Genomic DNA, 24,367 nt, shown 5'->3' with positions numbered 1-24,367 from the left:
GTGGGAGGGACATGTGGCCCGGCGGGCGGGTGGAGCCTGGTGCTCGGAGGGCTCGGGCGCGCGCCTGCTTCAGCGGCGGGCGAGGCGGGCCAGGATGATCCCGGTGGTCACCACGCCTCCAGCGACGGCAGCCGCCTTGGTGAGCGCGGAGGTCGCCTCGGAGTCGCCCTGCTTGGCGCGCTCCCAGGTCTCCTCGGCCTGCTCGGCCAGCCGGCGGGCCTCCTCGCGCAGTCGGCCGGCACCGGCCGCGGCCTGCTCACGTAGCTGGTCGGCCCGGGCGCTCGCCTGCTCGCGCAGGTGGTCGGCCCGGGCGCTCGCCTGCTCGCGCAGGTGCTCTCCGGCCTCCCGGGCCTGCGTGCGCGGGTCGACCCTGGCGGCGAGCTCATCGACGCTCGCCGCCAGCGCCACGCGCTGGGCGCGCAGCCGCTCCTCGATCTGCTCGGGGCTCAGCGACTCGGAGCCGGCGGCCCTGGCGCCATCAGCCGCGCCGGAGTCGCCACCGGCCTGCTGACCGCTGGTCATGCCCGGCCCGCCCGAGCGCGGAAAACCTTGACCGCGGCGACGGTCGCCGTCACGCTCAGGCCGGCCAGGGCGAGCCCCGCAACCGTGACGATCCCCAGCGAGGCGGGATCGCCGTCGCGGGCGTCGTCGAACAGGCGGGTGACGCGCTGGCCGAGGGTCAGCGTGCCGGGCTCGTAGGAGTCGACTCCGCCGTCGGGGTCGGTACCGCCGCCCGCCAGGGAGGCCAGGCGGTTCTTGACCTGCCCGACGGCGTTCTCGGCCTTGCCGACGGCCTGGCTGCGCAGGTCCTGGACCTTCTCGCGGGCCTTGAGCTTGGCGACCTTGGCCAGGTTGTTCGGGGCCAGGCGCGCGGCGAGCTCGTCGATGTCGGCGGCCAGCGCCAGGCGTCGGGCCGCCATGTCGGACAGAACGGCATCAGCCGACGGCGCGGCCTGCGCAGCGGGGGCAGACGTGGGTGCGGTGTTGGTGCTCACCGGGCGTTCCCCCTCTCCAGGCCGGAGGCGACGGCTCCCTTGACGGTGTTGACCGACTCCATCAGCCCCTCCTGCGGCGTGGGCGTGTTCTCCTTGGCCGCCTTGAGCCGCTTGACGCCGATCAGGGCCAGCGGCACAGCGATCACCGTGAGGATCAGCGCCACCACGAGGAAGGCGGCCCACAGTGGCATGACGTTGGACAGTCCCGCCGTCAGCGACCCGAGCAGCAGCCCGAAGATGAACAGGGCCAGGACCCCGGCGGCACCGAGCAGCCCGGCCCCCAGGCCCATCTCCTTGGCCATGCGCTGGCCCTTGGCCTTGGCCAGGTCGATCTCGCCGCGCACCAGCGCTGAGATGTTCTCCGAGATACGGGCGATGAGCTCACCGAGCGAGGGCTGGGTGCCGCCGGCCCCCCGAGGAGGCGTGGCGGAGGCCGACGGTGTCCCCTGCGACGGTGGGGGAGGTGGCTGGTTGTTGGGCATGAACGGACCTTCTCGTGTGAGGTGCAGCGTTGGGTGCAGCCGACTGACTGCGAGGCGGCGGGATCGCGACAGTGGGACGACCCTCCGACCCAAGAATCTCACAGCGCGCGCCATCGTGGAACAACGCAGACCCGGGCGGGTTTGTAGGTTTGGGAGATGGGGCCCGGCTTTCGCCACCGGCGATCTGCACCGATGTGCACTACTCCTGGTTCCAGGCCTGCCAGAGGCTCGCGTACTCCCCGCCGAGCGCCACGAGCTCGTCGTGGGTGCCCAGCTCGACGATCCGCCCGTCCATGACGACCGCGACCCGGTCGGCGTCGGCGGCCGTGTAGAGGCGGTGGGCCACCTCGATGACGGTGCGCCCCGCCAGCGCTGTGGACAGGGTCCGCTCCAGGATGCGCGCGGCGCGCGGGTCCAGCAGCGAGGTGGCCTCGTCCAGGATGAGCGTGTGCGGGTCCAGCAGCACCAGGCGGGCCAGCGCCACCTCCTGGGCCTGGGCCGGGGTGAGGTTCAGGTGCCCGGAGCCGACCATCGTGTTCATCCCGTCGGGCAGCTCGTCCACCCAGGCGTCGGCCCCGATGGCCTCGATGGCCTCACGGATCGTATCGTCCGAGGCTCGTGGGCGGCCCAGGCGCACGTTGTCCGCCACGGAGCCGACGAACACGTGGTGCTCCTGGGTCACCAGGGCCACGTGGCGGCGCAGCTCGTCCTCCGTGAGGTCCGTCAGCGCCACCCCGCCCACGGTGACGCTCCCGGAGGTGGGCGGGTTGATGCCCGCCAGCATCCGCCCCAGCGTGGACTTGCCGGACCCCGAGGGCCCGACGACGGCCAGCCGCTCCCCGGGCACGAGCTCCAGGTCGATCCCGTGGAGCACCTCGACGCCCTCCCGGTAGGAGAAGCGCACGTCGTCGAGCACGATCCGTCGGCCGTCGGGCTCCTCGCCGGTGGGGGTGCGGTCGTCGGGGACCTCCTCGACACCCAGGATGCGGGACAGGGAGGCCTGGGCGATCTGGACCTGGTCGATCCAGAACATGAGCTGGCCCACCGGCTTGCGCAGCTCCATCGCGTAGAGCGTCACGGTGGTGATCGCCCCCAGGGTCGCGTAGCCGCGGGCGGCCAGGAATCCGCCCCACAGGAGGATGACGACGACGGGCGCCCGCCAGGCGACGTCGAGCACCATGAACAGGCGCACCCGCAGCATCGCCGTGTAGCGCTCCAGGGACCAGGCTTCCTTGATGGAGGCCATGATGGAGCGCTCGCGGCGCGCCCCGATGCCCAGCGCGTCCACGGTCTCGGCGTGCTCGACCGTCTCGGAGACCGCGCCGTTGAGGCGGGCCTGGGCGGCCGACTCGGCCCGGTAGGCGGGGATGGAGGTCGGCAGGTACCAGCGCATCATCGACCACACCGGCGGGGCGATGACGAGCAGCCCGAGCGCCAGGAGGGGGTCGGCGAAGGCGGCGGCCAGGAGGGTGAAGACGATCGTCACCACGCACACGAGGATCTGCGGGATCCCCACGCGCACCAGGAACTCGATGCGGGAGACGTCAGTGGTGGTGCGCCCCACGAGGTCGCCGGTGCCGGCGGACTCCACGGCGCTCAGCGGCAGGTGCACCACCCGGTTCATCATGCGCTCGCGCAGGTCGGCGAAGACCGACTCGCCCAGAGTTCGGGCGTGCTTCTGGGCGAAACGGTTGATGAGCGCGCCCACGAGCGTGACCGCGATGATGGTCAGCACGATCCGGTCCACGTAGCCGGCGTCGGCCCGCCCGGCCGAGACCCGCCCGACCAGCCGCCCCAGCAGCTGCGGGGCCACGAGCGTGGCCAGAACCGCCGTGATCTGCAGGACCAGGACGACGGCGAAGCGCCTCCGGTAGGAGGCCATGATCCCGAAGGTCTTGCGCAGGGCGACCGGCCCGGGAGCCACGGGAAGCGCCATCAGCAGCTCACCTCCGCGTCCTCGCCCAGGGCCCGGGAGACGACGGCGCGGTAGTCGGCCGCCTGAGCGTCGCCCTCGCGGGCCATCGCCATGAGCTCGCGGTGCGTGGATCGCATCAGCTCGGCGCCGCTGGAGTCCAGGAAGACGACCTCGTCGCAGGCCTCCAGCACGAGCGGGGAGGCGGTGACGACGACGGTCGTGCGCCCGGCGCGGGCCCGGTGCACCTGGGCGGCCACCCGGGCCTCGGTGTGGGAGTCCAGGGCTGAGGTCGGCTCGATGAGCACGAGCGTGGGAGCCTCCGTCAGCAGGGCCCGGGCCAGGGACACGCGCTGGCGCTGCCCGCCGGACAGGGACCGCCCCTTCTCGGTGATCATCCCGGCCAGGCCCTCGCTGAGCGAGGTGAGGACGTCGCCGGCGTCGGCGATCTCAATGGCCTCCAGCAGGCGGTCGTCGCCGGGCATGTCGCGCTCCTGGGCGCGGACCTGCAGGTCGACGTCGGCCCCGGTGGTGCGCTCGGCCTCGGCGCGCACGAGGTCCTCTCGGCTCGCCGGCTGCGGGTCGGGGCCGCCGCGCACGTCGAGGGCCTCGCGCAGGGTCCCGGTGAAGAGCTGGGCGGTCGCCCCGGCCACGACGACGCTGGCGCGCACCTGGTCCAGGGGCATGGTGGTCAGCGGCCGGCCCGCCAGGGTCACGGTGGACCCGGAGTCGGTGAAGCGGCCCAGGCGGGTGGCCAGCGCCGCGGAGACCTCCGGGTCGGGGCACACCAGCGCCGTCATGCGGCCCTCCGTCAGGCGCAGGCCGCTTCCGGTGTCCACCAGGTCTCCGCGGACGGGGTGGGCGGCGGCGGGGTCCAGGTCGAGGCGCTCCACGAGGCTGCCGGCGGCAGGCTTCACCTCAAGCAGATGGCTCAGGCGCCGGGCGCCCACGGCGGCCCGGGTGTAGTCCTGCACGGAGTTGGTGAAGACCCACAGCGGCCAGGACAGGTAGGCGGTGTAGCCGTAGAAGGTGATGAGCCCGCCAGGGGTGAGGCTGCCGGCCACCGCCATGCGCGCCGCGATCCACACGACGATCGCGGCGAAGAGCCCGGGCAGCAGCACCTGGAGGGTCATGAGGGTGGCCTGGGAGGAGGCCACCTCGACGCCGCGGCGCCGCAGCTCCTGGGAGGCGTCCCGGTAGCGGCGGGCGAAGACGTCCTCTCCGCCGATGCCCCGCAGGATCCGCAGGCCCGCCACCGTGTCGGTGGTGATCGTGGTGACCGCGGACTGGGCCTCGCGCTGGATGGCCTGGCGCTTCTGCAACGGGCGGATGACCAGGGTGACGATCGCCGCGACCAGCGGCATGCCCAGGATGACCACCAGCCCCAGGCTCACCGAGGTGCGGAGCATGAGGACGGCCACGACGATGAAGCTGGCCGCGGCCCCCAGCAGGGCCGGCAGGTGCTGGATGAGCTTTCCCAGGTGGTCTGCGTCGGAGGCGATGATGGTGGCGACCTCTCCGGTGGAGACCTGCCGGGACAGATCCTTGCCGGTGGCGGAGACCTGGCGGCCCACGAGCCGGTCGACGTCGAAGGCGGTGCGCATCCAGGCCTGGACCCCGAAGTAGGACAGCATCGTGTCCCCGACGGCGTAGACGACGAACAGCACCAGCAGCAGGGCGCCGATGCCCCAGATGCGGGCGTTGAGGCCGTTCTCGATCCCGGCATCGAGGGCCTGGCCCAGGAAGGCCGGCACGATCGCCTGGATGATGTTGGAGGTGCAGGCCGCCAGGGTGGCCAGGGCGACCGGGACGGCGGCGCGGCGCAGCAGCCATCGCAGAAGAGCCCCGGCCCCGATGGACGGGGGCTGGGGCAGCGCAGCGTCGGGGGACATGGACGCGGGTGACAAAACGGTCCGGGACGACCGGAAGGACGGTTCGGGCATGATCGACCGAGGCTATCGGAGCTGAATCGGGCGCGGCAGGGGGAGAGCCGGTGACAAGGAAGATATCGGACGCGGGAATATCCGGCGAGTGCGGCTCGGGGCGGGGTCTGGATGGGACAGGCGCACACACCGGCGCCCCGGCCCGCCCCCGTGGTGGGGAGCTGGACCGGGGCGCCGGGGTCAACGGGTCCCGCACTCATCCAGTGCCGGCTGGATGACTCGGACCCGCCGGCTGCCGCCGTGAGGCGCCAGCAGGCCTGTGAATGCTGACGAGTAGTACGACTCATACTGTGCCGCATCGAGCGGCCGGACGGTACTGACGTATCGCCTACTTGCCTGCCACCGGCGTCGTCTGCTCGGCGAGTATCGGACACACGGTGACCACCTGCTGACTAACCCGCGGTGGCTCGGCGGCTACTCGGTGGCGATGGCGTCCAGGACGGGGATCCGGGAGGCGCGCAGCGCCGGCCACAGGGCCGCGAGGACACCGACCACCACGGAGAGTACGAGCATGCCCACCATCTGGCTCCAGGGGATGCTCAGGGACGTGAGCCCCTGGTCCTCCAGGATCTTCTTGAGCGCCGCGGCCAGGACCACTCCGGTCGCCCCGCCCAGGACGGTCCCGTACAGGGCGGTGAGGACCGACTCGGTGATGATCTCCCCGCTCAGCTGGGCCTTGCCCAGTCCGACGGCGCGCATGAGCCCGATCTCCCGGGTTCGCTCGGAGACCGAGAGCACCAGGGTGTTGACGATGCCCAGGATGGCGATGACGATGCTCAGTCCCAGCAGGCCGTAGAGGACGGCGAGCATCTGGTTGATCCGCTGGCCGACCTTGTCGGAGAGTTGGTTGGCGTCGTTCACCGAGTACTGGTAGGTGTCAGCCACGATGTCCTCCGCCTTGTGGCGCACGGTGTCGAGGTTCGCGCCGTCCTCCAGGGTGAGGAGCATGCCCAGGGGTGCGTCCAGGACGTGGGCCGGGTCGGTACTGGTGCCCGGTGAGGTCCAGGACCCCACCGCTGCCGCCACCTCGGGGGAGTAGAAGTAGGTGCCGCCGATTCCCTTCGGGTCCACGACGGCGCCGACCGTTGCCTCCACACTCCCGTTCGGGCCGGCGAGAGTGACCTTGTCGCCCATCTTGAGGTTCTCGTTCTTGCTGACTGCCACATGCGTGGCATCGAGGTCGCTCAACGATCCGGAGGTCACCCGTATGTCGTAGGAACGGGAGTAGGTGGCGGGGTCGATGACGATGGACGTCGCCGTCGGCTTCTGCGAGCCATCGGGTTTGGTGGCCGCGTTGACGTAGAGGGTGTAGGAGGAGGTCTCCTTGACGCCGTCGATCGCGGCGAGGTCCTTGGCCTTCTCGCTGGAGAGCTTGGTGGTCGAGGTTCCCATTGTAGCGGGCTGGACCAAGAGGTCGGCCTTGAGGGACCTGTCGATCTCGTCGGCGGTCGAGGCGCTGAAGGAGGCGGCCAGCGTGGCGCCGGCGCACACCAGGGCCATGCCCACCATGAGGGCGCCGGAGGTGTTGGCCGTGCGGCGCGGGTTGTGGACGATGTTGCGCACTGCCAGGCGTCCGGACGGCCGCAGCATGCGGAATGGCATTCCCAGGACGGCGACCACCGGGCGCGCCAGGGTCGGGGAGACGATGAGCAGTCCCAGGACCACTCCTCCCGCGCCCAGCCCCATGATGAGCTGGCGCTGCTCCAGGTCCTCGTTCACCCAGGCTGCGGCGACCGCGGCCGCTCCGGCCGCCAGCAGCAGCCCGCCCAGGATCGTGCGCAGGATGAGCGACTTCTCCCGGGAACCCGACACGCCGCGCATCGCCTCGACCGGGTGGGTCAGGGCGGCCTCGCGCGCCGGCAGCAGAGCGCCGACGATGGTGACGGCCAGCCCCACCACCAGCGAGATCACGATGATCGGCGCGGTCAGGCCGGTGCCCTCCAGCAGCGGTATTCCCGCGGCGTCCAACAGCTTGGCCAGCCCGGCCAGGAGCCCGGCCCCCGCGGCCACGCCCAGGGCGGAGCCGACGAGCCCGATGACGACCGCCTGGAGGAACACGATGCCGAACACCGATCCGGGCGATGCGCCGACGGCCCGCAGGAGGGCGAACTCCTTGACCCGCTGGCGCACACTCATCGCGAAGGAGTTCATGATGATGAAGGAGCCCACGAACATGGCGACGACCACGAAGACCAGCAGGAACACCTGGATGAAGCCCAGCTGGGACTCGATGGTCTTGTTCTGCTCCTTGATGAGCTCGGCGCGAGTCTTCACCTGGGTGCCGTCGGGAACGACCTTGGTGACCTCGGACTTGACCGTGTCCACCGAGGCTCCGTCAGCCAGGTCGATCGAGATGTCTGAGACCTTCCCGTCCGGGGCGGCGAGGGGCATGAGCCAGTCCGGGTCCATTCCCACGACCGTCGCGCTGGCCATGGAGGACTCGAAGTGGAACTCACCGACCACGGTGACCTCGGTGGGCTGACCCTGGATGACGATGTGCGTCTTGTCCCCGACCTTGAGTCCGGAGTTCTTCAGGGCCCCGGACTCCAGGGCGATCTCGCCCCCACCCTGGGGCATGTGACCCTGGGCCCAGGTCCGGCCCGACTCCTTGTCATACAGCGGCAGGAAGAGCGTGGGCGCTCCCATGTTCGAGACCGGGGTGTCGTTGGCGCCTACCAGCACCCCGGTCACCTGAGTCCCGGGGTTGGCGGCCTCGACGCCGTCGACCTGCTTGATCTGATCGGCCAGGGAGCTGTCAATGGGCTGGGTCTGCGTGGAGTCGGAGGAGCCGTTGTTGTCGTCGGAGGCGATCTTGGGACCCTGGACGTACAGGTCCGAGGTGATGGTGGAGGAGGTCAGCTTGGAGAAGGTTTCCGACATGGAGGCACGCAGTGCCAGCGTGCCCGATAGGAACGCCACTCCCAGGACGACCGCGAAGGTGGTGAGGAAGAACTGCTTGGCATGGGCGCGTACGGAGCGCCAGGCGACTCGGCTCACGGCTCAGGCCCCCTTGGCGGCGCCGGCTGCGGGCGCGGACTCGGCCTCGCTCAGCTCGCGCAGGGCGTCCAGGACCCGGTCGCGGTTGGGGTCGGCCAGCTCGGCCACGACGTGCCCGTCGCGCAGGAAGATGACGGTGTCCGCCCAGGCGGCCGCCTCCGGCTCGTGGGTCACCATGACCACCGACTGCTTCAGGTCGTCGACGCTGCGGCGCAGGATCTCCAGGACCTGCTCGGTGGAGTGGGAGTCGAGGTTGCCGGTGGGCTCATCGGCGAAGACGACCGCCGGTTCACCCACCAGCGCCCGGGCGCAGGCCACGCGCTGGACCTGGCCGCCGGAGAGCTCGGCGGGCCGGTGGGACAGGCGGTCCTTGAGGCCGACGGCGTCCACCACCTGGTCGAAGCGGTGCTGGTTGACCTTCCTGCGGGCGATGTCCAGGGGCAGGGTGATGTTCTCGGACGCCGAGAGCGTGGGGACCAGGTTGAAGGACTGGAAGATGAAGCCGATGCGCTCGCGGCGCAGGCGGGTGAGACGACGCTGACTCATCGAGGAGACCATGTCCCCATCGAGCATGATCTCCCCGGAGGTCACCGAGTCCAGGCCCGCCAGGCAGTGCATGAGCGTGGATTTGCCGGAGCCGGAGGGACCCATGATGGCGGTGAATCGGGCCCGGGCGATATCGACGTTGACGGCGTCGAGTGCCTTAACGGCACCCGAGCCGCGACCGTAGACCTTGGTGAGGCTGCGGGCGGAGACCACCGGGTTGTCGACGGGGCGGTGGGGATCGAGGACGGATGGGGCTGCGGATGATACGGGAACAGAACTACTCATAGGCTCAGTCTGGCAGCGGCATGGCCTAGTCGAATCCTCCTGCCGGAGGATCGCCCCCTGACCTCTTGGCCAGTCAACCCTGACCTGCGGTAGGGGAGGTCCCTGAGAGGCAGGGAACAGGGGTGAGGGCTGTGCCCGGTCTCCGCCCGACGTCGTCGCCGGCCGGGGCTCGCGGCGGTTTCCTAGAAGCCTCGCGGTCCGCTGACCTCATGGTGAGCTGACGACGAGCCCGTGATCGAGTGGTGGATTTCCTCCGTTGATGCCGTTTCTTGACCGGCTTGGCCGATTCGTGACTACCATCGGTGCTGATCAGCACCTTCCGAAGGACCCGGGACGGGTTGTGACGAACCTGGTCAGTCAAGGTCTCCCGTACGTTCTCACGGAAGGGTTCTGCATGGATCCGGCTCAGCTCACCATGGCGGCTCAACAGGCCGACGCGACCCTGGCCGCGCAGACCACTGACCAGTCCTTGCAGGCTGAGATCGCGCAGAGCCGGCCCGACCTGTGGGCCTCCCTGGCGGCCAACCCGTCGGTGTATCCGGACCTGCTGGCCTGGCTGTTCAGCACCGGTGACGCCACCGTCCTCGCTATCCTTCAGGCGCGCGGTTACTCGCCCGGCGCCACCGCGACATCCGCAGCCTCTGAGGCGACGGCGGCCGAGCCGGCTGACGAGGTGACTGACGAGGTGACCGATGAGGCGGCTTCGGCGGCTGGCGTGTCAGACTCCGGGACGTCAACCGAGGAATCTGAGCCCTCGCCCGAGGACGAGGGCGAGGGACAGGACACCGAGGAGTCCAAAGACTCCGACGACGCTGATGACTCCTCCGATGAGTCGGAGGCCGGCGAGCCAGACGACTCCGAGAAGCCAGAGGAGTCGGAGGACCCCTCGGCCGAGGAATCGGAGGAGCCTGCGGTGGACACCGGGGACACCGAGGACACTGAGGAGCCTGAGGAGACTGAGGGCACCGGGCATGATGCCGGGGACGCCGGGGATGCTGAAAACACTGAGGACACTGAGGACGCTGAGGACGCTGAGGACGCTGAGGGCACCGGGCACGATGCCGAGAAGCGCCCCAGCGATAGCGATGAGGCGGAGCCCTCAGTCGACGAGTCCGCGGGCGTCGAGAGCCCGGACGAGGGCGAGGGCTCGGATGAGGACTCGGAGAACGGGTCCGAGGACGCAGGCGCGGTGACAGCCGCCGAGGGTGCCGGATCGGACTCTGAACCGGACACTGAGACGGTCTCCGAGACGGTCTCGGAGGAGACGATCTCCGACGGCGACTCAGCCGAGCCCGTCGGGGACGAGGTGGAGGACGAGCCCGAACGCGGCACCGAGGTCGACGCTGAGGCGGGAGCCGAGCCGGAGACGGAGGTGGTCGCGGAGGATCCGTCGGCCGATGGCGCCGCCTCGTCGGGTGAGGAGGCGGCCTCCTCGGGCGAGGAGCCTGCAGGGCAGACCGAGAACATCCCTCCCGTTGAGGACACTGCGGTCTTCGCGTCGGCTGGAGTGGCACAGGCCGGGGCCTCGCCCCAGTCCGCGGCGCCGGCAGAAGGCTCGGCGGCCCCCGCGGTGGACTCCGCCGAGTCGGTGGCCATGCCCGTGGCGCCGCCGCCCTCGGCCGAGGACATCGCCGCCTGGGCCGAGACCCCCAGCGGGGCGCCGTCGGGCTTCTCCGCCGCGCAGCCGGCGGTGGAGCTGGACATGTTCGGGCCCCAGATGCCTCCACCGCAGCAGCAGAAGCAGAGCTCCGACTCGAGCCGCGCACGCCTGGTGGCAGTGATCGTCGTCCTCCTCCTCGTCATCGTCGGCGGAGGCGGCGCGTGGGCCGGGTCCTACTTCTCCGGCAAGGACAAGGGCGACGACTCCTCGCGCACCTCCCAGGACAACGCCGCCGGTGACCAGGGCGCCGGGCAGGACTCCGGCCAGGCCGATGCTGCTGCGACGGCGTCGGCGCTGCCCTCGGGGGCCGTCCAGGCCTGCTCGAGCATGCCGACGCTCAGGATCACCTCGGTGGAGGACGGCCAGGGCGAGCTCAAGGTTCAGGCCAACGTGACGACCCCCTGCGCGGACGGCGACTTCCTCGCCGGATCGGCCAACCAGGTCCTGCTCTACAGCTCAACGAGTCCGACCGGCGGCGCGGACGTCGAGCACCTCGTGGCCTCAGCCACCTTCGACCTCTCCAGCGAGCCGCTGATCATCCCCAACGGCGGGCGGTCGCTGACGCTGCGCTTCGGCGAGCAGCACTACTTCCGCACCGCCAAGGACCTCGACCTCAAGAGCCTCAAGATCAACCCCACCTTCGACCGCGGCTCCCGGCCCAGCGTCACCTCGGGCAGCTCGGCGAACTCCCCGATGACGATTGCGTCGTCCACGAGCTCCAACGTCAACCAGGAGCAGCAGGACGAGCAGGCCGCCGGTGAGGCCCTGCGGTGGCAGGCCAGCCACGATCGGTCGCTCGTCATGAGCAAGTACCTGGGGAAGTGGACCCCGCAGCTGTCCTCGAAGAAGGACGGCCTGTTCGCCGACGGGCAGACCTGGACCAACCGGATGATCCTGGCGGAGTTCCTCAAGACGCGCCAGGCCCACCCGGATGCCGCGCTGGTCTACAGCAATGACTGGTCGGTCTTCGACTCCGAAGGTGGCTGGTGGGTGACTCTGTCCGGGGAGCTCTACGCCACCGCCGACGAGGCCAACGCCTGGTGCGACGCCCAGGGCTACGACGCCGAGCACTGCCTGGCCAAGCGCATGGAGTCCAGCGGTCCGGCGCAGGGCACCACGAAGTCCCGCTGAGGCCCAGGACTGACTTAGGACTGGAGGCCGCCCTTCAGCGCCAGGACCCGTGCGGCCGACTCGTCCACCCGGGCCGCGAAGGCCGGGTCCGACTGCGCGGCGGCGATGAGGGCCTTGACCATGTCGGCGGCGACCGTCGGGTCGGCCGAGGCCAGTACGATGTCGCAGCCGGCCCGGACGGCGCGAACGGCCCGCTCACCGGCGGCAACGCCCTGCACCTGGGTGGCGGCCGAGACGTCGTCGGTGATGACCACGCCGGAGAAACCCATCTCCGTGCGCAGCATGTCGGTGACGATCGTCGAGGAGAAGACCGCGGGCGCCGAGGGATCGATGAGCGCGTAGGTCGCCGAGGAGACCATGATGACCTGCGCGCCGGCGGCGATGGCGGAGGCGAAGACGCCGACGGCGGCGTCGGTGCTGCGGGTCGTGGTGCTGTCGACGACGTTGGCGGAGGTGTCCGTGTTGGCCGTGACCCGCCCCAGGCCCGGGAAGTGCTTGTAGGTGGGGATGACACCGGAGGCCCGCATGCCCTCGGCGAAGGCGCCGGCCTGGGAGGAGACGGTGGCGGCGTCGTGCCCGTACTCGCGCCCCCAGCGGCCGATGGGCTCGTTGGTGGTCGGTCGGTCGATGTCGACCAGGTCGACCACCGGGGCCAGGTTCATATTCACTCCGACGTCGGCCAGCTCCTTGCCCCAGGTGCGCGCCGAGGCCTCCAGCTGATCGCGCGGCTGCGTCGACTGCTCCATCGCCGAGGGCAGGTCGGAGAAGCTCGAGCCGGACAGGACCTGGACCTCGCCGCCCTCCTGGTCGGTGGCCACGAGCATGGGGGTGCTGCGGGTCGTGTCCGGGCCGGCCTTGGAGGTGAAGGTGCTGATGACCTTCTGGGTCGCCTGGCTGCCCGCGGTGATGCGGCCGGCGATGAAGATGTTGCCGACGTGGTGGCTGACCACGGCGTCGGTGGAGACCGCCTGGGGAGAGGTGGCGTCCACGCCGACCATCATGAGCTGGCCGACCTTCTCCTCCAGGCTCCATCCCTCCAGCGCCCCGGCGGTTGCGGAGGCGGTGGCCGACGGCGTCGCGCTCGCGGCCGCAATGGAGGGCGCGGCGCTCGACGGCGCCGGGGTGGCGGGCTCCGCGCTGGGGGAGGCGCTCCGGGCGGACGAGGCGCCCGGGATGAGGGAGCACCCGGCCAGGGTCCCGGTGCCCAGCAGGGCCGCCAGGAGCACTGGCCGTCGACTCACGTGGTGCTGCGGGGACTCCTCCGGGGTGATGGGGTCGTGAAGCTCCCCGGTGCCCGGAGCGGCAGGCCGATGGCGGTCATTCATGCCGGCCACACTAAGGCAGGCCCCGGGGTGTTCGCGAGGCACTGGCTCTCAAGGCCTAGTGCCGACCCCGCGCTCCGCCCTTGTCCGCCCGGCTCCGCGGTCCTACTCCCAGCCCAGCTCGTGGAGACGCTCGTCAGGGATGCCGAAGTGGTGAGCCACCTCATGGATGACGGTCACCGTGATCTCCTCCACGAGCTCCTCGCGGCTGGTGCACCAGCGCTCCAGCGGACCGCGGAAGATGAGGATGCGGTCGGGCAGCACCATGGACCAGCCCTCGTCGCGCTCGGTGAGGGGGACGCCCTCGTACAGCCCCAGGAGCGTGGGCCGGCCGGCCTCGTCACAGTCCTCGTCCGTGAGCATCTCCGGGTCGGGCTCGTCCTGGATGAGGACGACGACGTTGTCCATCGCCTCGGTCAGGTCCGCCGGGATCTGGTCGAGGGCGTCGCCGACGACGTCCTCGAACTCCTGCTCCGACATCCTCCCCGACGGCTGCTCCGACAGGGAGGGCCCGGGGCGCGCAGGGGCCGCGGCGTCGCATGTGCCGTTCTCGTCCCTGTCCTGATGATTCGCCTGGCTCACGGGGTCAGCCTGCCAGACCTCGCGGTCCTGCCTCGACCGTCTTCGACGTCCGGGATTCCGCCGAAAACCGGGCGGTGAGGAGGGTCACGCCGCTGGGATTTGCGCTGTGGGAGACTGTCCCCTTAGTGTTCATCCCGGTTCGAGGCGCGACGACGTCGAAGGCCCCTGGCCCCCATCGTCTAGCGGCCTAGGACCCCGCCCTTTCACGGCGGTAGCACGGGTTCGAATCCCGTTGGGGGTACGGATTCGCACAAGTGAATAACACAGTGAATTCACACTGGCCTCGTGGCGCAGTTGGTTAGCGCGCCGCCCTGTCACGGCGGAGGTCGCGGGTTCAAGTCCCGTCGAGGTCGCGGTAAGGGTCGGTCCGATCAGAAATGGTCGGGCCGATTCCATCCCAAGGCTCTGTAGCTCAGTTGGTAGAGCGTTCGACTGAAAATCGAAAGGTCACCGGATCGACGCCGGTCGGAGCCACCGCGAAAGGCCCGGAACCCACAAGGTTCCGGGCCTTCGCTCATGGTTGGACGGGCGCCCGCCCGGGACCTGTGTCGCAGGTCCGCCTCCTGATGCGCAGGAGCGGCCGTCGGACGCATGGGTTGCGTCCTCATGGCGTCCCCCTCGCCGTATCGGTCGCCAAGCAGGCCTTCATGATGGATGATGGCAGCCCACATGTGTGCGACGCCACGTTCGTGAGCGCCGAGAGCTCCGCACTCCACGCGGCCCGCACGCCACCGGACGACCCGCGCCGCGTAACGGCGCCATATCCGTACTGCGCAAGGAGGACGCCATGATCTCAAGGAACGTGCCCCGGCCCCCGGGTGAGCCGATGGAGGAGCCGGAGCAGACCATCCATCCCGACCCCGAGGTCGTCGCGAACGCCTGGGTCGGCGACTGGCGCGCTCTGGAGGAGCGGGCCGCCGCGGACCTGGAGGGCTACTGGGCCGAGCGCGCCGGCGAGCTGGAGTGGTCCAGGCGCTGGGACACGGTGCTCGACGAGTCCGGGGCCCCCTTCTACCGTTGGTTCGTCGGTGCTCGGACGAACATCGTCTCCAACGCCGTCGACCGGCACCTGACCAACTCCCACCGCAACAAGCTCGCCCTCATCTGGGTGGGTGAGGACATTGAGCAGGTGCGTACTTTCTCCTACTTCGACCTGGGCCGGGAGGTCGAGAGGATGGCCAACGTCCTCAAGGCCATGGGTGTGCACAAGGGCGACGTCGTGACGATCTACCTGCCCCGCATCCCCGAGGTCTTCTTCGCCATGCTCGCCTGCGCCAAGCTCGGGGCCGTCCACTCGGTGGTCTTCGCCGGCTACTCCTCCGACGCCCTGAGCGCGCGCATCGATGACTCGGAGTCCAAGGTCGTCATCACCGCCGACGGCTCGTGGATCAACGGCAAGGTCTTCCCCATGAAGGAGATCGTCGACGACGCGGTGCGCTTCTCGCCCACCGTCCAGAACGTCATCGTCGTGCGCAACACCGCCACCGAGGCTGTCATGGACCCCATCCGCGACCACTGGTACCACGAGCTGTGCAAGCTCCCGATCGCCCAGGGCCGCTGCGAGACCGTGCAGGTCGACGCCGAGGACCCCCTGTTCATCCTCTACACCTCCGGGTCCACCGGTAAGCCCAAGGCGATCCTGCACTCCCACGGCGGCTACCAGGTGGGCACCTACGTCACCCTCCACGACTGCTTCGACGTCCATGACGCCGACCGCTGGTGGTGCACCTCCGACCCGGGCTGGATCACCGGCCACAGCTACCTCGTCTACGGCCCACTGCTCAACGGCGCCACCGTCTTCATGTACGAGGGAAACCCGACCTTCCCCTACCCGGACCGCTGGTGGAACCTCATCGAGCGCTACGGCATCAACGCCTTCTACACCGCCCCCACGGCCATCCGCACACTCATGCGCTTCGGCGAGGCCTGGGTGCGGCGCCACGACCTGTCCAGCCTGCGGCTGCTGGGCAGCGTTGGCGAGCCCCTCAACCCCGAGGCGTGGCGCTGGTTCCACCACGTCGTGGGCTCCGACCGCTGCCCGATCATCGACACCTGGTGGCAGACCGAGACCGGCATGTTCCAGATCACGACGGTGCCCTCCATGCCCCAGAAGCCCGGCGCGGCGGGCCGGCCGGTGTTCGGCCAGGAGGCGGCCGTCGTTGATGAGGAGGGCCGGGAGGTCCCCGACGGCGTCGAGGGGAACCTGGTCCTCAAGCGGCCCTGGCCCTCGATGATGCGCACTCTCTTCCGTGACCCGCAGCGCTACGTGGACACCTATTGGAGCAAGTACCCGGGCCTGTACCTGACCGGGGACTCGGCCAAGCGCGACGCCGACGGCTGGTTCTGGATCATCGGGCGCACCGACGACGTCATCAAGGTCTCCGGCCACCGCCTGGGCACGGCCGAGGTCGAGTCGGCGCTCGTCTCCCACTCCGCGGTGACCGAGGCCGCCGCCGTCGGCCTGCCCCACGAGGTCAAGGGGCACTCCGTCCACGTCGCCGTCGTCCTGGCCACCCGGGTCGAGCCCTCACGTGAGCTCGAGGCGGAGCTGCGCCAGCACGTGGCGGCGACCCTGTCGCCGATCGCCAAGCCGGAGTCCTTCGTCTTCCTCGAGTCGCTGCCCAAGACCCGCTCGGGCAAGATCCTGCGGCGGGTGCTGCGGGCCCGGGCGCTGGGTCAGGATGAGGGCGACCTGTCCACCCTCGCCGAGGAGTGATCGCCTCGGCCCCGACCAGGCCCCGGATCAGGGGGCGGTCCGGGCCACCGCGAAAGGCCCGGAACCCACAAGGTTCCGGGCCTTTCGCTCATTGTCGGGCGGGCGCCCGCACGGGGCGGGCGGTCAGTGCGTCCTGCGCCAGGCGGCTCGGGCGCTGGCGAAGATCCCGAACATGATGCCGGCGATCGGCCAGATGATCCAGGAGATGGCCCAGGCTGTGAAGATGAAGCTCCACAGCAGGTAGATGGCGACCGTGGCCGGCCAGTAGATGCTCGCCACGAAGCCGACGAGCGGATCCTCGTCCTCCTCGCCGTCGGGCCTGTAGGAGGAGTAGCCGCCGGAGCCGCCGGGGTGGGTGAGAGTCGTGTAGGTGGAGGACGCCCATGAGGCGGGCAGGTAGATACTCAGGCCCGTCGCGATGATGGCCAGCGATATCGCGACGCCGACACCGGAGAGTCCCGACGGAGAACCCTGGGTGGAGCCGAGCATGCTGGCGGCCAGGATCGGCAGCGCGGAGACGATCCACAGGAAGACCGCGATCGCCAGCCGGCGGGTGCGCGCCGTCTCATGGTTGAGGCGTTCGCGGGCCGCCCAGGCGGTCACCACCGGGTCCGGGGTGAACCTGCCCTCGATGAGGTGATGGACGGAGGAGAAGGCCGCCCGGCGCTGCACCAGCATGACCACCCCCAGGCCGACCAGCAGCAGGGTGAAGGCCACGCCGATGAAGGTGGCCGTGTTGTTGCTGATGGCGATCCACCCGGTTCCGGTCAGGCTCGTCAGGGCGATGAGGAGGGCCGGAGCGCAGACGAAGGTGCTGACCGCGCGGGCCAGGGTCGAGGCGGTGCTCCGCTTGGCCTGGGCCAGGGCCTGAGCCTCGGGCAGCGTCACCACCGGGAAGGAGGGCCTGCTGGGCTCGGCGGGGGCGCCAGAGCCGGCGGCCGCGTCCTGCGGGGCGTCGTCGGGCCGGATGTCGGCCGTGATGCCCAGCACCGGGGCCAGCTCCTCGAGGTTGCCGAAGTCGGTGATGACCTGCCCGACCGCCTCGTTGTGGGTCTTGCCGTGGGCGATGGCGTCGTTGTAGGCGTCCTCCATCATGGCGCGCAGCTCGCCGCGGGCCTCGGTCAGGCGCGGCGTGGCCGGGTAGGGGGCGAACATGGCGTCGAGGAAGGTCTCGATGGTGTCCATCAGTGGGCTCCTTTCGCGAAGCGGTCGATGAGGGTCTTGGTGTCCTCCCACTCGGAGACCTTGGCCGCCAGGTGCGCGGCGCCTTCCGGGGTGAGGCGGTAGTAGGTGCGGGACTTGCCGGAGTCGGAGACGCCCGCGTAGGAGGTCGCCAGCCCGGCGGACTCCAGACGCTTGAGAGCGGTGTAGAGAGTGGTCTGCTTGATGGTGTACTCGCCGTCGGAGACCTCGGTGATGGTCTTGGCGAGCTCGTAGGCGTAGGACGGCTGCCGCTTGAGCAGCGACAGGACGATGAGGTCGATGTAGCCCCGGATCGCGTCGGCACTGATCATGTGGACCCTCCTTCCTGGTTGCGTGGCGGATGGCTGCGGAGCGGTGGCGATCGCTCGTGTGTATCTAACGTACTACGACAAACGTAGTACGTCTAGTGGAGAGTTGAGAGGAGGTGAACTCGCCCGCGGCCGTTCGTCACAGCCCGGGCTCAGCCCCGCTGCCTACGCTGGCCCCATGCTCCTCGCAGCCACCACCCCACCCGCGACCCCCAGCGCGGATCCTTCGGCGACCCCGACTCCCACGCCCACCTCCGGTCCCACGGGCATTCCGTCCGTCAACGTGGATGAGACCGTCAAGGTGGTCACCAAGACGACGAACGATCTCGCCGCCATCGGCTTGCAGGCCGGTATCGGCGCCGTCATCGGCATCCTGGTGGCCGTCGTGCTCATGTCGATCCTCAGCTTCATGGGCAGGCGCCGCCTCCTGTACCGCGAGATCGTGGACTTCGGGCGCCGCCCCGCCTACGCCGTCGGCGCCATGACCGGGGCCTTCCTGGGCACCCAGCTCGCCCTGACCGGGCTGCGGCAGGCCAAGGACGACTCGACGACGATGGTCGTCATCGAACGGGGGGTGACCATCGCGCTCATCTTCTCGGTGACCTGGCTCGTCGTCGCCTTCGCCAAGGCCATCGAGTCCACCGTCGTCAAAGGGGTGCAGGCCAGCGAGAACCAGGGGCGCGCCAACCGCGTGACCACCCAGAGCCAGATCATCCGGCGTGTGGCCCAGGTGATCATCGTCATCGCCGGGCTCGTCAGCGCCATCATGACCTTCCCCAGCGTCCAGCTGGCCATGGGCTCCCTGCTCGCCTCGGCCGGTCTGGCCTCCGTCATCGCCGGTATGGCCGCGCGCTCCATGCTCGGCAACGTCTTCGCCGGCCTCCAGCTGGCCACCACCGACGCCATTCGTGTGGACGATGTCGTCGTCGTCGACGACGAGCAGGGCACCATTGAGGAGATCACCCTGACCTACGTGGTCATGCGCACCTGGGATGACCGGCGCCTCATCCTGCCCTCGACCCACTTCACCGAGAACCCCTTCGCCAACTGGACGCGCGGCGGAAGCCAGAGCACCGGCACCTTTACCCTCGACCTGGACTGGCGCGCCCCCATCGCCGCGCTGCGCGCCGAGCTGGCCCGCCTCGTGGCCGCCTCCCCGGTGTGGGACGGGCGCCAGGCCTCCCTTGAGGTCTCCGACGCCGTCAGCGGCCACGTCACCGTGCGCATCGTCCTCACCGGAGCCGACCCCGGCGACGTCGGCACCCTCAAGTCCTACGTGCGCGAGGAGCTGGTCGCCTGGCTGCAGCGCGAGGCCCCCTACGCCCTGCCGCGCACGCGGGTGGAGGTGGAGCAGGTCGAGGTCACCCAGGACCTCGGCCCCGAGGAGGTGGCTCGTGCGGCCGAGGATATCGTCGCCAAGCAGAAGGCCGAGGCCGACAGTGCCATCAAGACGGCGGCCGGTGACGACGACACGGTCACCGAGGCCGAGGGCGAGGCCGCGGCGCACGGCCTGGGGGCCAGGCGCGCCGTCACGCTGGGGCGCGCCATGGGCCGCTCCCTGCTGCACCGCGCCCGGCGCGGGGGCCTGGGGCCCAAGTGAGCCGGGCAGCCGTCACGTTGCCGGCGCCCGGCCGGGTGGGTGAGTTTTCGCTGCGTGAACGCAGTTCGCTCCACGTCGTCGGGCGGGTGACGATGAGGTCATGAGTACTGACATGAGCGCCGACCCGTCCGCCACGCCCGTCGACCCGGTCGTCGACCTGGAGGTCGCGGCGCGCACCGACGCGCAGTGGCGTGCCGTGCTGAACCCCATGGAGTACCACGTGCTGCGCGAGGCCGGTACTGAGCGGCCCTTCACCGGGGCCCTGCTCGACGAGCACCGCGAGGGCGTCTACCGCTGCCGCGGCTGCGGTGCCGAGCTGTTCCGCTCCACCACCAAGTTCGACTCCCACTGCGGCTGGCCCTCCTTCTACGACCCCTCCGACTCCGGGGCGGTCACCCTGAGTGCCGACACCTCCCACGGCATGGTGCGCACCGAGGTCCGCTGCGCCACCTGCGCCAGCCACCTGGGCCACGTCTTCGACGACGCCCCCCAGACCCCCACCGGCCAGCGCTACTGCATGAATTCCGTGAGCCTGACCTTCGAGGAGGAGTAAGCATGATCCGGGTCCTGAGTCTCAACCTCCAGCACGGCCTGCCCGGCGCCGGGGCCGGGGACGGCAGCGCCGCCACCGGCTCGCTCGCCGGCGCCGACATCTCCGACCCGGCCACCGCCCGCGCCGTCATGCGGGCCACGGCCGAGCAGATCGCCGAGCTGGCCCCTGACGTCATCGCCCTCCAGGAGGTGGACCTGGGGCAGGCCCGCTCCGGGCGCCTTCACCAGGCCGCCTTCCTGGCCGAGGAGCTGGGCATGCCCACCTGCCGCTTCGCCGCCAGCTACGCCGGGCCGGCCGTGGGGCTGCGCCGTCGGCCCCTGCGCAGCGCGCTCAGCTCGCCGACCGACGACGTCCTCGGGCTCCTGCGCGCCGCCGTCGGGGCCGGGCCGATCGGCTACGGCAATGCCCTCATCTCCCGCTTCCCGGCGGCCGGCTGGCACATCAAGCGCCTGGGACGGGGGCCCTCCAGCATCGTCAAGCGCGGCGAGCGCGCCTGGGACCCGCGCTCCTACAAGGTCTTCACCGCCTCCAGCCGCGTCATGGTGGCCGCCACCCTCGACCTGCCGGAGGATGTGGCCGGCCCGGTCCGGCAGCTGTCGGTCGCCTCCACGCACCTGGCCACCCGCGGTTCGATGGCGGCCCGCCAGCTCGCCGCCGCGTGGGAGGCGCTGGCCGGGCTGCCCGGCCCGCACCTGCTCGTGGGCGACTACAACCTCGGCGCCGAGCAGGTGGCGGCCCTGGGGCTGGGGCGCACCGTGGGGGAGGGAGCCACCTTCCCGGCCGCCGGCCCCACGCGGCGCATCGACCACGTCCTGACCGACCTGTGGCCCACCGGCCCCGACGGCCTGCCGCTGACCGATGAGGCGGCCGTGGCCGCGGCGGGTGCAGCGGGAGACGGGGAGACCGGGAGCCCGCTGCTGCGCGCCGTGGACTGGGGGACGGCCTCCTTCGTCATCTCCGACCACGTCGGCACCTGGGTGGACCTCGAGCCGGTCGGTTAGCTGTCGCTCGTCGCCCGCGCGGTCGTGCCTTATGTCGCGCGTTCGAGGGGTAGAGGGTACGAACGCGAGGTCTACCCTACGAACTCGTCGTCCCACGGCCTATCATCGCCGTCGAAACGGCCGATGAAAGGGGGCGGTGATGGCCGACGTCGTTGCGGGGCTGGCCGTCTTCGGTGCCGTCATCGCCGTCGGCTGGCTGCTGGTGCGCACCCGGGCCGTCCCCGCCGACGCCGACGGGGTCCTCACCCGCGTCTGCTTCTTCGTCGCGACCCCGGCGCTGCTCGTGACCACCCTGAGCCGGGCGGACCTGAGCGCGGTCGTCTCCCGGTCCACCACCGTGGCCGTGGCCGCCGAGCTCGCCGCCATCGTCTCCGCCTGGTGCCTGCACCGCCTCGTGCTGCGGGGCTCCACCGCCGAGGCCACGATCGGTGCGCTCGCCTCCGGCTACGTCAACGCCGCGAACCTGGGGATCCCGGTGGCCGTCCTCGTTCTGGGGGATGCGGCCACCATCGCCCCGATCCTCCTGCTCCAGCTCCTCGTGCTGACCCCCGTCACCTTCACCGTTCTCGACGCCGTCACCCGTCGCGGCAACCCGTCTCGCCTGGCGACCCTGACCGTCCCGCTGCGCAACCCGCTGCTGTGGGGCGTCGTGGCCGGGACCGCGGCGAACCTGGGCGGGGTGAACCTGGAGCACTGGTGCGGGGGCTACCCGGCCCAGGGCCTGGAGATGCTCGGGCGCGTTGCGGTGCCGCTCATGATGCTGGCTCTGGGCATGAGCCTGGCCGGGGCGCCCAGGCCCCTGCGGAACACCCCGGCGGACGAGCCCGCCCAGACGTCTCAGCCGAGCTTGCCGGTCCACCCGGCCCACCCGGCTCAAGATGCTCAGGAGCCTCTGGCAGACGGCTTGGACCAGGACGTCCATGCGGCCGAGCAGGCGGCGGACCGACCTTTTCACGCGGGCGAGCCGCACGCCCCCGACGCGGCGTCGTCATCGCTTCGGGGTGAGAGCCGGCGCAGCGGCCTGTGGCTGGCCGTGGGCTGGAAGCTGGTGGTCATGCCGGGGCTGGCCGTCGCCATCGGGCTGGCTGCGGGACTGGGCGGAGCGCAGCTGCTCGTCCCCGTCGTCACCGCCGCCCTGCCCACGGCGCAGAACGTGTTCATGTACGCCTCGCGCTACGGGGTCGGCAAGGACCTGGCGCGCGACGCCGTCCTGCTGACGACCGCCGGATTCGTGCCCGTGGTTCTGCTGGCCGCCGCGATCCTGAGGTGACCGCGGCGGCCGGCAGAACCGTCGGCTCAGGCCAACTCGTCGCGGGTGGGAGGGTTGGCCCCGGCCCGGGAGACCGTGATGTCAGCGATGGCCGCGGCGTGACGCACGATCCGCTCCAGGGTCTCGGTGTCCACCGCGCGCAGAGCCTCGCGCCGGTCCGCGCCCACGAGGTCCTCGCTCCACAGGGCGTCCTCCAGGCCGCCCATGAAGGAGTCGCCGGCGCCGACCGTGTCGGCCACGACGACGCTCGGGTCGGCGGGCACCTCCACCCGGGCCCCGGAGGCGGACAGGGCCAGCGCCCCGTGCTTGCCGCGCGTGACGACCACGACGGCCGCGCCCGACTCCAGCCAGGAGCGCAGCACCGTCTCCAGGTCCGCGTCCTCGCCGTAGAGCCAGGCGATGTCCTCGTCCGAGCACTTGACCAGGTCGGACAGGGCCACCAGGCGCTCGACGATCTCGCGCGCGTCCTCGGGCTCGCCCATGAGCTGGGGGCGGGCGTTGGGGTCGTAGGCGATGGTGGAGGTGGAGCGGGTCTCGCGCAGCACCTGCTCCACGGTGGCGGCGCCAGGGGCCAGGATGGCCGCGATCGAGCCGGTGTGCACCAGCAGCGGCGTCTCCCCGTCGGCCAGGACGGGGCGCGGCGGGTTCCAGTCCAGGTCGAAGAGGTAGGTGGCGGCGCGGTCCTCGCCGATCGTGGCCTGCGCCGTGGAGGTGCGCTCGGCGCCGTCGGCGCCCGGAGCCAGGCGAACCCCGGAGGCCTCCAGGTGGGCGCGCACGGCCTTGCCGCGCTCATCGGTGCCGATCCAGCAGTGCAGCTCGGCGTCGCGGCCCAGGCGCGCCAGGCCCAGGGCGACGTTGGCGGGCGAGCCGCCGGGGATGTCCACGGGCTCCTGCCCGGGGTGGATGACGACGTCGACCAGGGCCTCGCCGATGACGAGGGCGGATCCTTGGCGGCCAGGTGCGGTCATGGGTGACTCCTTTGTGCGGGACCGGGGTCCGGAGGATGTGGGCTGAGGTGAGACGGAGCGGGATGACAAGGGCGGTGAGCCGGGCGGGAGGGACGCGGCGGCGCGAAGCTCCCCGTGGTCGGCCGGCGGCTGGTCGATGAGTGGGGCCGGAGGGTGAACGCTCACAGACTACCGATCCGGCGCCGTCCTCAGGGCGCGTCTCACTCAATGATGTCCACATCTGCAGCAAAGGCGGCGGCGAAGCCTTCGCGGCGAATAAGAATGAGGACGTACTTTTATCCAGGATGGTGACGACCTGACCCCAGTCATCTAGGGCAAAACGCAGTCCTCGTGCGGAAAGTACGTCCCCGACCCGTGCCGCGCGGCGAGCAGGTCAGTACCGCTCGACCTCGCCGCCTCACTTCCCCACCTCGTGTCCACGACCTCGTGGATCGTGGACACGCGTGGGAGCCGGACCGTCAGTCCTCGGAGTCGTCCTGTGCGACCGCGGCCAGGCGGGCGCGGGCCTCATCGAGCCAGGTCTGGCAGCGCTGGGCCAGGGCCTCGCCGCGCTCCCACAGGGCCAGGGAGTCCTCCAGGGGGACGGAACCCGCCTCGAGGCGCTGCACGACGGCCACCAGCTCCTCGCGGGCCCGCTCGTAGCTGAGCGAGGCCACGTCCTCGTTGGCGCCGGAGGCACCGTTGGCGGAGGGTGCCGACGACGCTGAAGACCCTGAGGGCGCTGAGGATGCTGAGTAGGGGCTGTTCTGGGGTGAGTACTCGTCTGGGTACTGGTCGGAGTATGGGCCGGGGTTCATCTCGGAGCTCACTCCTCGATTCTCGCACGGGCCGGGCCACGAGCAGAGCGGGCTGGACGGTCTGAGGGGTGCCCGCAGGGTAAAAGTGTCCACAAG

19 protein-coding genes and 3 tRNA genes are annotated in these 24,367 nt (G+C 70.8%); 9 read left to right on the top strand and 13 right to left on the bottom strand.

The window, feature by feature from the left end; translation table 11 throughout:
• Positions 1–69: 69 nt before the first annotated feature.
• The 7 genes from BQ8008_RS09180 to BQ8008_RS09150 form a co-directional block, all read right to left on the bottom strand.
• Entirely contained in the window at positions 70–522 is a 453-nt protein-coding gene (locus BQ8008_RS09180; RefSeq protein ID WP_108833742.1) for a DUF3618 domain-containing protein, read from the bottom strand.
• Positions 519–995: a DUF3618 domain-containing protein gene (locus BQ8008_RS09175; RefSeq protein ID WP_108833741.1), complete on the bottom strand. Its 477-nt coding sequence runs from the start codon at positions 993–995 to the stop codon at positions 519–521. The genes BQ8008_RS09180 and BQ8008_RS09175 overlap by 4 nt, the downstream gene beginning before the upstream one ends.
• Positions 992–1,477, bottom strand: coding sequence for a phage holin family protein (locus BQ8008_RS09170; RefSeq protein WP_108833740.1), 486 nt, complete (start codon positions 1,475–1,477; stop codon positions 992–994). The genes BQ8008_RS09175 and BQ8008_RS09170 overlap by 4 nt, the downstream gene beginning before the upstream one ends.
• Positions 1,478–1,676: 199 nt before the next feature.
• Positions 1,677–3,413: an ABC transporter ATP-binding protein gene (locus tag BQ8008_RS09165; protein WP_108833739.1), complete on the bottom strand. Its 1,737-nt coding sequence runs from the start codon at positions 3,411–3,413 to the stop codon at positions 1,677–1,679.
• Positions 3,413–5,281 (bottom strand): ABC transporter ATP-binding protein, encoded by a 1,869-nt coding sequence (locus tag BQ8008_RS09160; RefSeq protein ID WP_108833738.1) that lies wholly within the window; start codon positions 5,279–5,281, stop codon positions 3,413–3,415. Before BQ8008_RS09160 ends, BQ8008_RS09165 begins: the two co-directional genes overlap by 1 nt.
• A gap of 465 nt (positions 5,282–5,746) precedes the next feature.
• Positions 5,747–8,329: an ABC transporter permease gene (locus BQ8008_RS09155; RefSeq protein ID WP_108833737.1), complete on the bottom strand. Its 2,583-nt coding sequence runs from the start codon at positions 8,327–8,329 to the stop codon at positions 5,747–5,749.
• A 3-nt stretch (positions 8,330–8,332) separates the two neighbouring features.
• Positions 8,333–9,160 carry an ABC transporter ATP-binding protein gene (locus BQ8008_RS09150; RefSeq protein ID WP_234415320.1) on the bottom strand — a complete coding sequence of 276 codons (828 nt, stop codon included), beginning with the start codon at positions 9,158–9,160 and terminating at the stop codon, positions 8,333–8,335.
• 394 nt (positions 9,161–9,554) lie between these two features.
• On the opposite strand from BQ8008_RS09150, the gene BQ8008_RS09145 reads away from it, so the two are divergent.
• Entirely contained in the window at positions 9,555–11,951 is a 2,397-nt protein-coding gene (locus BQ8008_RS09145) for a variant leucine-rich repeat-containing protein (RefSeq protein ID WP_108833736.1), read from the top strand.
• Positions 11,952–11,965: 14 nt separating this feature from the next.
• Here the strand turns inward: BQ8008_RS09145 and BQ8008_RS09140 are convergent, their stop codons facing one another.
• Positions 11,966–13,285, bottom strand: coding sequence for a glycoside hydrolase family 3 N-terminal domain-containing protein (locus BQ8008_RS09140; protein WP_108833735.1), 1,320 nt, complete (start codon positions 13,283–13,285; stop codon positions 11,966–11,968).
• 93 nt (positions 13,286–13,378) lie between these two features.
• Positions 13,379–13,753, bottom strand: a complete 375-nt coding sequence (locus BQ8008_RS09135) for a metallopeptidase family protein (protein ID WP_108834838.1) — start codon at positions 13,751–13,753, stop codon at positions 13,379–13,381.
• Positions 13,754–14,023: 270 nt separating this feature from the next.
• Between BQ8008_RS09135 and BQ8008_RS09130 the strand changes: the two genes are divergently transcribed.
• The 4 genes from BQ8008_RS09130 (at position 14,024) to acs (ending at position 16,571) form a co-directional block, all read left to right on the top strand.
• Positions 14,024–14,096 (top strand) — tRNA-Glu (locus BQ8008_RS09130).
• A 38-nt stretch (positions 14,097–14,134) separates the two neighbouring features.
• Positions 14,135–14,208: transfer RNA gene (locus BQ8008_RS09125), tRNA-Asp, on the top strand.
• 48 nt (positions 14,209–14,256) lie between these two features.
• Positions 14,257–14,329, top strand: a tRNA-Phe gene (locus BQ8008_RS09120).
• A gap of 313 nt (positions 14,330–14,642) precedes the next feature.
• On the top strand, positions 14,643–16,571 hold the full coding sequence (gene acs, locus BQ8008_RS09115; RefSeq protein WP_108833734.1) for an acetate--CoA ligase: 1,929 nt from the start codon (positions 14,643–14,645) through the stop codon (positions 16,569–16,571).
• 123 nt (positions 16,572–16,694) lie between these two features.
• Here the strand turns inward: acs and BQ8008_RS09110 are convergent, their stop codons facing one another.
• Positions 16,695–17,756, bottom strand: coding sequence for a permease prefix domain 1-containing protein (locus tag BQ8008_RS09110; RefSeq protein ID WP_159086787.1), 1,062 nt, complete (start codon positions 17,754–17,756; stop codon positions 16,695–16,697).
• Positions 17,756–18,085, bottom strand: coding sequence for a PadR family transcriptional regulator (locus BQ8008_RS09105; RefSeq protein ID WP_108833733.1), 330 nt, complete (start codon positions 18,083–18,085; stop codon positions 17,756–17,758). Before BQ8008_RS09105 ends, BQ8008_RS09110 begins: the two co-directional genes overlap by 1 nt.
• Positions 18,086–18,260: 175 nt before the next feature.
• Between BQ8008_RS09105 and BQ8008_RS09100 the strand changes: the two genes are divergently transcribed.
• The 4 genes from BQ8008_RS09100 (at position 18,261) to BQ8008_RS09085 (ending at position 22,506) form a co-directional block, all read left to right on the top strand.
• The gene (locus tag BQ8008_RS09100) at positions 18,261–19,682 is read left to right on the top strand and encodes a mechanosensitive ion channel family protein (protein WP_108833732.1); all 1,422 of its coding nucleotides are present in this window, start codon (positions 18,261–18,263) and stop codon (positions 19,680–19,682) included.
• A gap of 100 nt (positions 19,683–19,782) precedes the next feature.
• Entirely contained in the window at positions 19,783–20,235 is a 453-nt protein-coding gene (gene msrB / locus BQ8008_RS09095) for a peptide-methionine (R)-S-oxide reductase MsrB (RefSeq protein ID WP_108833731.1), read from the top strand.
• A 2-nt stretch (positions 20,236–20,237) separates the two neighbouring features.
• On the top strand, positions 20,238–21,236 hold the full coding sequence (locus BQ8008_RS09090) for an endonuclease/exonuclease/phosphatase family protein (RefSeq protein WP_108833730.1): 999 nt from the start codon (positions 20,238–20,240) through the stop codon (positions 21,234–21,236).
• Positions 21,237–21,375: 139 nt separating this feature from the next.
• Positions 21,376–22,506 (top strand): AEC family transporter, encoded by a 1,131-nt coding sequence (locus tag BQ8008_RS09085; RefSeq protein WP_108833729.1) that lies wholly within the window; start codon positions 21,376–21,378, stop codon positions 22,504–22,506.
• Positions 22,507–22,532: 26 nt separating this feature from the next.
• Here the strand turns inward: BQ8008_RS09085 and BQ8008_RS09080 are convergent, their stop codons facing one another.
• Together BQ8008_RS09080 and BQ8008_RS09075 are read right to left on the bottom strand one after the other, a co-directional pair.
• Positions 22,533–23,474, bottom strand: a complete 942-nt coding sequence (locus BQ8008_RS09080; protein WP_108833728.1) for a carbohydrate kinase family protein — start codon at positions 23,472–23,474, stop codon at positions 22,533–22,535.
• Positions 23,475–23,932: 458 nt separating this feature from the next.
• Positions 23,933–24,283 carry an exodeoxyribonuclease VII small subunit gene (locus BQ8008_RS09075; protein WP_234415319.1) on the bottom strand — a complete coding sequence of 117 codons (351 nt, stop codon included), beginning with the start codon at positions 24,281–24,283 and terminating at the stop codon, positions 23,933–23,935.
• Positions 24,284–24,367: the final 84 nt, after the last annotated feature.

The sequence above is a fragment of the Actinomyces sp. Marseille-P3109 genome (genome assembly GCF_900323545.1).
Classification (GTDB): Bacteria; Actinomycetota; Actinomycetes; order Actinomycetales; family Actinomycetaceae; genus Actinomyces.
Note: the sequence above shows the minus strand (reverse complement) of the source record. Positions and strands in the feature narration are given on the sequence as shown.

Coding starts and splice junctions, on each gene's coding strand:
- BQ8008_RS09180 (WP_108833742.1), bottom strand. CDS start 522: ATGACCAGCGGTCAGCAGGCCGGTGGCGACTCCGGCGCGGCTGATGGC.
- BQ8008_RS09170 (WP_108833740.1), bottom strand. CDS start 1,477: ATGCCCAACAACCAGCCACCTCCCCCACCGTCGCAGGGGACACCGTCG.
- BQ8008_RS09165 (WP_108833739.1), bottom strand. CDS start 3,413: ATGGCGCTTCCCGTGGCTCCCGGGCCGGTCGCCCTGCGCAAGACCTTC.
- BQ8008_RS09160 (WP_108833738.1), bottom strand. CDS start 5,281: ATGTCCCCCGACGCTGCGCTGCCCCAGCCCCCGTCCATCGGGGCCGGG.
- BQ8008_RS09150 (WP_234415320.1), bottom strand. CDS start 9,160: ATGAGTAGTTCTGTTCCCGTATCATCCGCAGCCCCATCCGTCCTCGAT.
- BQ8008_RS09145 (WP_108833736.1), top strand. CDS start 9,555: ATGGATCCGGCTCAGCTCACCATGGCGGCTCAACAGGCCGACGCGACC.
- BQ8008_RS09135 (WP_108834838.1), bottom strand. CDS start 13,753: ATGTCGGAGCAGGAGTTCGAGGACGTCGTCGGCGACGCCCTCGACCAG.
- acs (WP_108833734.1), top strand. CDS start 14,643: ATGATCTCAAGGAACGTGCCCCGGCCCCCGGGTGAGCCGATGGAGGAG.
- BQ8008_RS09110 (WP_159086787.1), bottom strand. CDS start 17,756: ATGGACACCATCGAGACCTTCCTCGACGCCATGTTCGCCCCCTACCCG.
- BQ8008_RS09105 (WP_108833733.1), bottom strand. CDS start 18,085: ATGATCAGTGCCGACGCGATCCGGGGCTACATCGACCTCATCGTCCTG.
- BQ8008_RS09100 (WP_108833732.1), top strand. CDS start 18,261: ATGCTCCTCGCAGCCACCACCCCACCCGCGACCCCCAGCGCGGATCCT.
- msrB (WP_108833731.1), top strand. CDS start 19,783: ATGAGTACTGACATGAGCGCCGACCCGTCCGCCACGCCCGTCGACCCG.
- BQ8008_RS09090 (WP_108833730.1), top strand. CDS start 20,238: ATGATCCGGGTCCTGAGTCTCAACCTCCAGCACGGCCTGCCCGGCGCC.
- BQ8008_RS09085 (WP_108833729.1), top strand. CDS start 21,376: ATGGCCGACGTCGTTGCGGGGCTGGCCGTCTTCGGTGCCGTCATCGCC.
- BQ8008_RS09080 (WP_108833728.1), bottom strand. CDS start 23,474: ATGACCGCACCTGGCCGCCAAGGATCCGCCCTCGTCATCGGCGAGGCC.